At 62.0% G+C, this 9,551-nt stretch carries 8 protein-coding genes and 1 pseudogene; 1 reads left to right on the top strand and 8 read right to left on the bottom strand.

What is annotated here, in order from left to right:
• From QZ378_RS10615 to QZ378_RS10580, 8 genes are all read right to left on the bottom strand, one after another.
• The coding region (locus QZ378_RS10615) for a GTP-binding protein (protein ID WP_291258240.1) at nt 1-193 on the bottom strand (193 nt) is incomplete at its 3' end.
• Nucleotides 194-207: 14 nt separating this feature from the next.
• Nucleotides 208-678: a 30S ribosomal protein S7 gene (rpsG, locus tag QZ378_RS10610; protein ID WP_191402890.1), complete on the bottom strand. Its 471-nt coding sequence runs from the start codon at nt 676-678 to the stop codon at nt 208-210.
• A 204-nt stretch (nt 679-882) separates the two neighbouring features.
• Nucleotides 883-1,305, bottom strand: coding sequence for a 30S ribosomal protein S12 (gene rpsL / locus QZ378_RS10605; RefSeq protein ID WP_087241993.1), 423 nt, complete (start codon nt 1,303-1,305; stop codon nt 883-885).
• Nucleotides 1,306-1,379: 74 nt separating this feature from the next.
• Nucleotides 1,380-1,622, bottom strand: coding sequence for a ribosomal L7Ae/L30e/S12e/Gadd45 family protein (locus tag QZ378_RS10600; RefSeq protein WP_087241995.1), 243 nt, complete (start codon nt 1,620-1,622; stop codon nt 1,380-1,382).
• A gap of 233 nt (nt 1,623-1,855) precedes the next feature.
• Complete coding sequence (locus QZ378_RS10595) at nt 1,856-3,244, bottom strand: TIGR00366 family protein (protein WP_291258239.1); 1,389 nt, start codon at nt 3,242-3,244, stop codon at nt 1,856-1,858.
• Nucleotides 3,245-3,288: 44 nt separating this feature from the next.
• Nucleotides 3,289-4,512, bottom strand: a complete 1,224-nt coding sequence (locus tag QZ378_RS10590) for a M20 family metallopeptidase (RefSeq protein ID WP_291258238.1) — start codon at nt 4,510-4,512, stop codon at nt 3,289-3,291.
• 49 nt (nt 4,513-4,561) lie between these two features.
• Nucleotides 4,562-6,145: an amidohydrolase gene (locus QZ378_RS10585; RefSeq protein WP_291258237.1), complete on the bottom strand. Its 1,584-nt coding sequence runs from the start codon at nt 6,143-6,145 to the stop codon at nt 4,562-4,564.
• Nucleotides 6,146-6,360: 215 nt separating this feature from the next.
• On the bottom strand, nt 6,361-7,710 hold the full coding sequence (locus tag QZ378_RS10580; RefSeq protein ID WP_191529669.1) for a sigma 54-interacting transcriptional regulator: 1,350 nt from the start codon (nt 7,708-7,710) through the stop codon (nt 6,361-6,363).
• A gap of 338 nt (nt 7,711-8,048) precedes the next feature.
• On the opposite strand from QZ378_RS10580, the pseudogene QZ378_RS10575 reads away from it, so the two are divergent.
• Nucleotides 8,049-9,551, top strand: a pseudogene (locus tag QZ378_RS10575) (DNA-directed RNA polymerase subunit beta); the annotation flags it as partial.

The following is a 9,551-nucleotide window of genomic DNA, read 5'->3' as shown; positions in this document are numbered from 1 at the left end:
AGGTGATGGTGATGCCGCGCTCCTGCTCCTGAGCCATCCAGTCCATGGTGGCGGTACCGTCGTGGGTCTCGCCGATCTTGTAGTTGACGCCGGTGTAGTAGAGAATACGCTCGGTGGTAGTCGTCTTACCGGCGTCGATGTGGGCCATGATGCCGATGTTGCGCGTATTCTCCAGAGATACTTTTCTAGGCATACTCTAACTCCTTATTACCAGCGATAGTGCGCGAAAGCCTTGTTGGACTCGGCCATCTTGTGGGTGTCCTCGCGCTTCTTCACTGCGGAGCCGAGGTTGTTGGCGGCGTCCATGATCTCGCCGGCCAGCCGCTCCTTCATGGTCTTCTCGCTGCGGGCGCGGGAGTAGTTGGTCAGCCAGCGCAGACCCAGGGTCTGGCGGCGCTCGGGACGAACCTCGATGGGCACCTGATAGGTGGCGCCGCCCACGCGGCGGGCCTTAACCTCCAGGGACGGCATGATGTTCTCCAGAGCGGCGGTGAACACGTCCAGGGGATCCTTCTCGGTCTTCTCCTTGATGATGTCGAAAGCACCGTAGACGACCTTCTGGGCCACGCCCTTCTTGCCGTCCAGCATGATGCTGTTGACCAGCTTGGTCACCAGGACGGAATTGTAGATAGGATCGGGCAGGACCTCCCGCTTGGGTACGTTTCCTCTTCTGGGCACTTTGCTTCCCTCCTTCATAGTATGATTTCATAGGTACTCGAAGGCTGTTCAAAAGCCCCCGTGTAAGACAAGTGCCTGCTTGTCCAGTGCCCCGCGGAAAACGCCCCTATTATATAGGTAAGCGCTTTCGCAAGGACAACTGCCTTGCGCTTGACGCGCGTTAGTTCTTCTTCAATGGGTTGTGCAAGTATTTTCCGCAGAAAATTACTTCTTGCCGGCCTTGGGACGCTTGGCGCCGTACTTGGAACGGCCCTGCATACGGCCGTTGACGCCCTGGGCATCGAGGGTGCCGCGGATGATGTGGTAGCGAACGCCGGGCAGATCCTTGACACGGCCGCCGCGGATCATGACCACGGAGTGCTCCTGCAGGTTGTGGCCGACACCGGGGATATAGGCGGTGACCTCCATCCCGTTGGTCAGACGCACACGGGCGATCTTACGCAGAGCGGAGTTCGGCTTCTTGGGGGTGGCGGTACGAACCGCAGTGCACACACCTCTCTTCTGGGGAGAAGGCAGGTCGGTCATGCGGTTCTGCAGGGTGTTCAGGCCCTTCTGCATGGCGGGCGCGGTGGACTTGGTGACGGCCACCTCACGGCCCTTACGGACGAGCTGGTTGAACGTAGGCATGGTTTTCCTCCTTTCTTGGTTTCTAAAGAATATATTTTAACGAAACGGTGGTGAATTATACCGCCTCGCTAAAATCAGGCCAACAGGGCGGCCACCGCGCTGGGCACGGCGATGCCGCAGGCGGAGCCCAGTTCCTTCATCTGGGACACCCGCTCCACCGGGATGTCCTTCTCCCGGCACAGCTCCTCCACCGGGCCGGTGACCCGGGGATCGGCATCCTCCGCCAGGAAGACGCGGGCGGCCCTGCCGTCCTCGATGGCCCTTCTGGTCTGCTTGACCCCGGCCACCCTGGCGCCCTGCTTGAGCTCCGACAGCATACGGCAACGCCTCCCATCCCTTGATTTCTCGGAAAAAGCGCCCTGTTTCAGGGCAGAATTTTCCCTTCGGCAGGCATACCTGCGCAATTTGGGATTATATCATAGTGAAAAATTGAAGTCAAGCAGAATTTTGCTAGAATTTGCAAGGCTTTGGGCCTCTCTCCCGTCAGAAATGACAGGGAGGCGGAGACAGATGCGTCTCCGCCTCCCTGCCAGGGGAGAAAACGGGAGGATCAGAAGGGCCCGTAGCCGATCTGGTTGGCGATGACAATGAGGATGAAGCCCGCGGCAATGAGGCAGGCATAGATCTTCCAGGCGAACTTGAACCAGTGTCCGTAGTCCATGCCGCACAGGGAGAGCTGCAGCAGAGAGGCGGTGGGCCAGAAGGTGTTGGTGAAGCCATCGCCGTACTGATAGGCCAGCACCAGCACCTGCTGGTTGATGCCCAGCACCTGGCCCAGGGGCTCCAGAATGGGCATCATGACCACGGCCTTGCCGCTGCCGGAGGAGACGAAGAAGTTGAACAGGGTGACAAAGGCGTAGATGATCAGCAGGGTGATGACCGGGCTCTTGCCCTCCAGCAGGCCGGCCACGGAATGGATAATAGTATCTGTGATGTTGCCCTCGGTGAGCAGGACGGACACGGCCCGGCTGAAGCCGATGACCATGGTGGGGGCGATGGTGCCCGCCATGCCCTTGCCGAACTCCACGCAGGCCTCGGAGGGGTTCAGCCGGAACAGGATCACACCCAGGATGGTGACAGGGAAGTAGATGGCGGCGATCTGCGGCAGGCCCCAGGACCAGAGGAGGGAGCCGAACACGGAGAGCACGATGGTGGCCAGGAACACGACGATGAGAATCACCCGTTTGGCGTTAAACTCCAGCCCTTCCTCAAACTTCATGGGAGCGGTCTGCTCCTGGAGGTAGTTCTCACCCATCACGCTGTACTTGGGGTTCTTCTTGATCTGGATGCAGTAGCGCAGCAGGAAGAACAGGGCGATGACATAGAACACCACCAGGCCCACCGCCCGGAAGGCGATGCCGGAGTACATGGGCAGACCCACCAGGGTCTGGGCCACGCCGGTGGTATAGGGGTTGACCATGCCGCAGGTGAAGCCCACGGCGGTGGACAGCAGGATAACCGCGGTGCCCACCATCTTGTCATAGCCTAGTGTGATGAACAGGGATATGATAATGGGGTAGAAGGGGTACAGAGCATCCAGATAGCCGATGACGCCCAGGCCGGTAAACATGGTGAAGAAGATCACCACCACGGCGATGCCCATGTTGCCGGCGCCCTTGATCATGGTCTGGATGCCGGCGGAGAAGGCGCCGGTCATGTTGATGATCTGGATGCAGCCGCTGATAAGCAGCACGGAGCCGATGATGCTGGCGCTCTCCACGAAGCCCTGATGGAGGGAGGTGAAGAACTGCAGGAAGCCCACAGGGGTCTGGTCCACATAGGTGAAGCTGTTGGGATCCACCGCACCGCTGGCGTCGCGGACATAGGAGCCGGCGGGGATCACGTAGGTCAGAACCGTGATGATGAGCATCAGGATCAGGATGACGATGTACACGTGGGGCAGACTGAAGCCTTTTTTCTTTCTCAGCGTATTACCCATTTCTCAAAACCTCCTCATATTTTCCCCGAACAGGGGTATTTCACTCAGCCCTGGGCGCGCTTTTTCAGCCACTCCACGGCACAATTGGCCAGGATGGCACTGCCCAGAGGCAGGGCGCTCTCATCCAGCACCATGTTGGGGTTGTGCAGGGGGTAGTTCTCCGGGGAGCCGGCGCCCATGAAGGCATAGAAGCCGGGCACCAGCCGGGTCACGTGGCCGAAGTCCTCGGCCCCCTTCATGGGCGGCGCGGCGGATACGTTCCCCTCGCCCAGAACCTGCTCCACAAAGGGGACGATCTCGGCGGAGAAGCCGGCGTCACAGACGGTGCTGGGAGTCTTGAGCACCCGCACCGAGTAGGTGCCACGCCATGCCTTAATGTAGTGCTCCAGAATCTCAGGGATGCGCTCCACCAGGTGGTCGTAGGCCTCGGGGCTCAGCGTGCGGAAGGACACCATGATCTCTGCCGTGTCTGGGATGATGTTGGAGGCCCGGCCGCCGTTGAGGGCTCCCACCGTCAGGGTGGCGAAGGCATCGGGATCCACCTCCCGGGGGATGAGCATGTTCAGCGCCGAACACACCTGGGTGGCGATATTCACCGGATCCACAGTCTTCTGGGGTTCGGAGGAGTGGCCGCCCTTGCCCTGAATGCTGACGATGAAGGTGGCCATGGCACCGGAGGCCACGCCAGGGGAATAGGTCAGCTTGCCCACCTCCACCTGAGGGCCCACGTGAAGGGCCATGGCGGCGTCCACCTTGGGGTTCTCCAGCAGGCCGTCCTCCACCATGGTGCGGGAGCCGTAGCCCATCTCCTCGCCGGGCTGGAACATGAGCTTCACCGTGCCGGGGAGCTGATCCTCCATGTCCTTCAGAATGCGGGCCGCGCCCAGCAGCATGGCGGCGTGGGCGTCGTGGCCGCACATGTGGGCCGTGTTCCCCTTGGACGCGAAGTCCAGGCCGGTGGTCTCCTCCATGGGCAGGCCGTCCATATCCGCCCGCAGCAGGATGCAGGGACCGCCCTTGCCGATGACCCCCACCACGCCGGTGGAGGTGGGGGCATCAGGATAGCCGGCGAACACCATCTTCTCCCGGTCCTCCTCGGAGTGGACACCGCAGTCTTTGTGCTCGATGCCCATCTCGGTGAGGCGCTGCTTCACATACTCCGCCGTCTTGGGCGTGTACACGCCCACCTCGGGGATCTGGTGGAGGCAGCGCCGGTCCGCCACGATCTGCGCCTGAAGAGCCTTGGCTTTTTCCAGCATTTCATTCATAATAATGAGGGCTCCTTTCCTGTGTTTGGTTCCTTCCGCAAGCGCCCGTTCAGGCGCGATACACGGTATTTCCGTTGAGCACGGTCTCCAGCACCTTCACCTGGGGGAAGGTGTCCGGGTCGATGTCGAACAAATCCTGGTCCAGCACCACCAGGTCGGCCAGCTTGCCCAGCTCCAGGGTGCCGCGGACGGCCTCGTCCCGGCTGGGCCAGGCCGCGTCGGAGGTGAACAGGCGCACCGCCTGCTCCACGCTGAGGGCCTGCTCCGGCAGGTAGGTCTTGGTGCCCGCCCGGTTCTTCCGGGTGATGGCGGCGCGCATGTTGTCCAGCACGTCGAAGGGCTCCACCGGGCAGTCGGAGCCGCCGCTGACCTTGATGCCCAGATCCTCCATGCTCTTCCAGTTGTAGCAGTCCCTGGCGTGGCGCTCCCCCACCCGCTCCTCGATGATGTTCATGTCCGCGTCGATGAAGATGGGCTGGATATAGGCCTGGAGCCCCAGCACCTTCATCAGCCGCAGCAGGGCCGGCGAGGTGGTCTGGGCGTGGACAATGCCGTGGCGGTGATCCGGCCAGGGATTGGCCTCCTCCGCCTTGTAGATGGCGTCGCACACCTTCTGGAAGGCCAGATCGCCGATGGCGTGGACGGCTACGTCCATGTGCTGGTCGTGGGCCGCCTTGATCCAGGCGCACAGCTCCTCCTCGGTGTAGATGGGGATGCCGTGGTTGCTCCGGTCGTCCACATAGCCGTCGATCATCTCGGCGGACTTGGCGCCCAGGGAGCCGTCCTGGAGCAGCTTGCGGGGGCCGGTGCGGAAGAGGCTGGTGCGGTCGGCCGGGTCGCTGCGCACCGCCAGGAAGCGGTCGAAGTCCGCCTGATCCACCAGGCACTGCTCATAGACCCGGACGGTCAGTTTCCCCTCAGCCTCCATCTCCCGGAACAGGCCGACGAGGTGGATGGGATCCATCCCCGCGATCACCTTCAGATCGTCGGAGTGGACGCAGGTGATGCCGGCGGCGTTGAGATCCCGCTGGCCGATCTCGATGAGCTCCCGCACGTAGGCGTCGTCCGCCTTGGGGAAGATCTCCATATACAGGCGGGCGGCGTCCTCCCGCAGCAGGCCGTTGATGAAGTCCACGTGGCTGATGGTCTCCGAGTCCACGTTCTTCAGCGCCCGGATGCGCTCCAGCATCACGGTGTTGCAGGCGGCGATGTGGGCGCAGGTGCGCAGCATGCACACGGGGATCTCGGTGGAGATGCGGTCCATGTCCTCCCGGGTGGGCATGCGGCCCTCCTTCATGGTCTCCTGATTCCAGCCCATGCCCAGCAGGTAATCGGGATGGTTTTTCTCAATCCGCTCCCGGCACCGGTCCACGATGGTCTCGATGGAGTCCACCCCAAACAGGGCCACATTCTTCTGGAACATGGAATAGTAGAGCATGTGCATGTGGGTGTCGTTGAAGCCGGGCAGGACCATGGCTCCCTGGAGATCCCGCTTCTCGTCCCAGCTCTGGGCCAGGGCCTCCGCGGTGGTGCCCAGGTACACCAGCTTGTCTCCCTCCGTTCCCACGGCCTCATAGCGGGTCATGGCCCCGTCCATGGACACGACCTTGCCGTTATACCAAAGTCTTCTCATATATTCCCTTCCTTTCCCGCCCTCAGGCAAATTCTATATAGCATCTTTGCAATTTTCATGCCAAAACCGGTCAACATGCACAAAAAGCCGCCGGAACCCTCTGTCCCGCAGGGGATACAGCCTTTGCTGCCCTCCTGACAGAGTGGTTCCGGCGGCCTGTTCGATGCCGCTTAAAAAGTAAATATTGTCAAAATTTTTTGCGGATGCAAAATTTTTTACAGGTCATATTTTTGCAGCTTGTACTTCAGATTCTGGCGGGACAGCCCCAGGCTGCGCGCCGTAGCCGAGATGGAGCCGCACCGCTCCATGGCCTGCTGAATCAACCCTTTTTCATACCGCTCCACCGCCTGGCTGAGGGAGATCCCCTCCTCCGGCGGCGGTGCCGGGGCCGCCGGGCGGGTCTGCTGTTCCGTCCCGCCGCCCAGCTTCTCCTCCAGATCCTCCGCAGTCAGCAGCTCGCCCCGGGCAATGGCAAAGGCACCCTCCACCGCGTTGCGCAGCTGGCGGATGTTGCCCGGCCAGCGGTACCGGCGGAACCGCTCCGCCACCTCTGGGGTCACGCCGCGGATGTTCCGTTTCATGGAGCGATTATACTGCTCGATAAAATAGTTTGTCAACAGCGGGATGTCCTCCGGACGCTCCCGCAGGGGCGGCAGGTTGAGCCGCACCACGCCCAGGCGGTAGTACAGATCCTCCCGCAGCTTTCCCGAGCGGAGCAGCTCCTCCGGCGGCTCGTTCACCGCCGCCACGATGCGCACGTCGAAGGGTGTGTCCCGGCTGCCCCCCAGGCGGCGGGCCTTCTTCTCCTCCAGAGCCTTGAGCAGCTTAGCCTGCAGGCCGATGTCCATGGAGTTGATCTCGTCCAGAAAGAGGGTGCCGCCGTTGGCCTCCTCAAAGAGGCCCTTGCGGGTGAGGGCGCCGGTGTAGCTGCCCTTCTCCGTGCCGAAGAAGAGGCTCTCCAGCAGGTTGCTGGGGATAGCCGCGCAGTTCTGAGCCACAAAGGGCTCCCCGCCCCGGGGCCCCTCGCTGTGGAGGGCCTCAGCCACCAGTTCCTTGCCAGTGCCCGTCTCCCCATAGATCAGTACCGGGGAGTCCAGCTGGGCGGCGGAGCGGATGCGCCGCTTGAGATCCTCCATCTTCGGGGACTGGGTCACGATGCGTCCCAGGGTGGACAGGCCGCCCCGGCGGCCGCCCCGGACAATGCGCTGGCCCACCACATAGAAGCGGGCGCAGTCCACCGCTCCCTCCACCTCACCGTTCACCACGATGGGGATGGTGGTGGCGTCCAGCTCCACCTGCTCTCCCCGGCTGTTCACCAGCTCCTGCCGCTGGTCGTAGATGGCCTGTCCCGTCCGCAGGGCCCGCAGGATGGTGCTGCTGTCTTCATCCAGGCCGGGGTAGAGCTCCCGGATGTGGTGGCCCACCGTCTCCTCCTCTTTCCAATAATAGTTCATGGCGATGCGGTGATCCCGAATGATGCCGTTCTTATCCACAATGAGGATTCCGTCCGTGTCCTCGCACACCCGGATGATCGCCCGGATCTGCTCCAAATAGCGTTCCGCCATGCCGCATCTCCCTCCCATGCACCTGCGATGATATGAAAAAAATCTGGATTCCTCCAGATTTCCATAAAAACCAGTTGACTTTTCCACTTCATACATGGTATACTAAAACGCTCTTACGTTTCGATAGCGCTTTTCCCAATATCCTCCCATGTTGCACCCACTATACCACGGGCGGAGGAAAAGCGCAAGAGAATTTTTTCACGTTTTATCCACGCATCCGGGTGTGCACATTCCCTTTGCCGCCGCTCCGGACGCGGGAGCACGAAGCAGCCGCAGCAGCCGGGAGTCCCTGCCCCACAGCGGACTCCCCATTACGAAAACGAGGTGTTGTTTCTAAGATGGTCAAGGACGTCTACTACGGCAAGACCCTCCGCAAGAGCTTTGCCCGCCACGAGGAGATCCTGGATATGCCCAACCTCCTGGAGGTGCAGAAGAACTCCTACCAGTGGTTCCTGGACACGGGACTGCGGGAGGTATTCAAGGATGTGGCATCCATCACCGACTACGCCGGCAACCTGGAGCTGTCCTTCATCGATTATTCCATGGATGAGCCCCCCAAGTACTCCGTGGAGGAGTGCAAGGCCCGGGATGCCACGTACGCCGCCCCCATCAAGGTGCGGGTGCGCCTGCGCAACAAGGAGACCGAGGAGATCAAGGAGCAGGAGATCTTCATGGGCGATTTCCCCCTGATGACCAAGGGCGGCACCTTTGTCATCAACGGCGCCGAGCGGGTCATCGTCTCCCAGATCGTCCGCTCCCCCGGCATCTACTACTCCCGCACCGAGGACAAGTCGGGCGCCATCACCTACGCCACCACCGTCATCCCCTACCGGGGCGCCTGGCTGGAGTATGAGACCGACCCCTCCGACGTGTTCTATGTGCGCATTGACAAGAACCGCAAGCTGCCCATCACCTGCCTGATCCGCGCCGTGGGGCCCAGGACCGACGCGGAGATTCTGGAGCTGTTCGGCGAGGACACCCGGCTGGTGGCCACCCTGGAGAAGGACGCCTGCAAGACCTACGAGGACGCCCTGCTGGAGATCTACCGCAAGCTGCGTCCCGGTGAGCCCCCCACGGTGGACTCCGCCGAGAGCCTGCTCAACGCCCTGTTCTTCGACCCCCGGCGGTACGACCTGTCCGCGGTGGGCCGGTATAAGTTCAACAAGAAGCTGGCCATCTGGTCCCGCCTGGCGGGCCAGACCCTGGCCCTGCCAGTGGTGGATCCCATGACCGGCGAGATCCTGGCCGAGCCCGGCGAGGTGCTCACCCGGGAGAAGGCCCGGGAGCTGGACGCCAAGGGCGTCAATGAGGCCGTGCTGGATCTGGAGGGCACGCAGATCAAGGTGTTCTCCAACCACATGGTGGACATGAAGTACTTTGTGGACTTCGACCCCGCCGAGTGCGGCGTCACCGAGCGGGTGCGCTTCTCTGTTCTGCAGGAGCTGCTGCAGGAGTTCTCCGGCGAGGAGCTGAAGGAGGCCGTCCGCGACCGCATCGACGAGCTCGTCCCCAAGCACATCATTGTGGACGATATCATGGCGTCCATCAACTACCTCAACTGCCTGGCCCACGGGGTGGGCTCCGCCGACGACATCGACCACCTGGGCAACCGCCGCCTGCGCTGCGTGGGCGAGCTGCTGCAGAACCAGTTCCGCATCGGCTTCAGCCGCATGGAGCGGGTCATCCGGGAGCGGATGACCATCCAGGATCTGGACATCGTCACTCCCCAGTCCCTCATCAACATCCGCCCCGTCACCGCCGCCATCAAGGAGTTCTTCGGCTCCTCCCCCCTGAGCCAGTTCATGGACCAGACCAACCCCCTGGCCGAGCTGACCCACAAG

Source organism: Flavonifractor sp. (assembly GCF_019422385.1).
Lineage (GTDB): Bacteria > Bacillota > Clostridia > Oscillospirales > Oscillospiraceae > Flavonifractor > Flavonifractor avistercoris.
Note: the sequence above shows the minus strand (reverse complement) of the source record. Positions and strands in the feature narration are given on the sequence as shown.

Coding starts and splice junctions, on each gene's coding strand:
- rpsL (WP_087241993.1), bottom strand. CDS start 1,305: ATGCCTACGTTCAACCAGCTCGTCCGTAAGGGCCGTGAGGTGGCCGTC.
- QZ378_RS10600 (WP_087241995.1), bottom strand. CDS start 1,622: ATGCTGTCGGAGCTCAAGCAGGGCGCCAGGGTGGCCGGGGTCAAGCAG.
- QZ378_RS10595 (WP_291258239.1), bottom strand. CDS start 3,244: ATGGGTAATACGCTGAGAAAGAAAAAAGGCTTCAGTCTGCCCCACGTG.
- QZ378_RS10590 (WP_291258238.1), bottom strand. CDS start 4,512: ATGAATGAAATGCTGGAAAAAGCCAAGGCTCTTCAGGCGCAGATCGTG.
- QZ378_RS10585 (WP_291258237.1), bottom strand. CDS start 6,145: ATGAGAAGACTTTGGTATAACGGCAAGGTCGTGTCCATGGACGGGGCC.
- QZ378_RS10580 (WP_191529669.1), bottom strand. CDS start 7,710: ATGGCGGAACGCTATTTGGAGCAGATCCGGGCGATCATCCGGGTGTGC.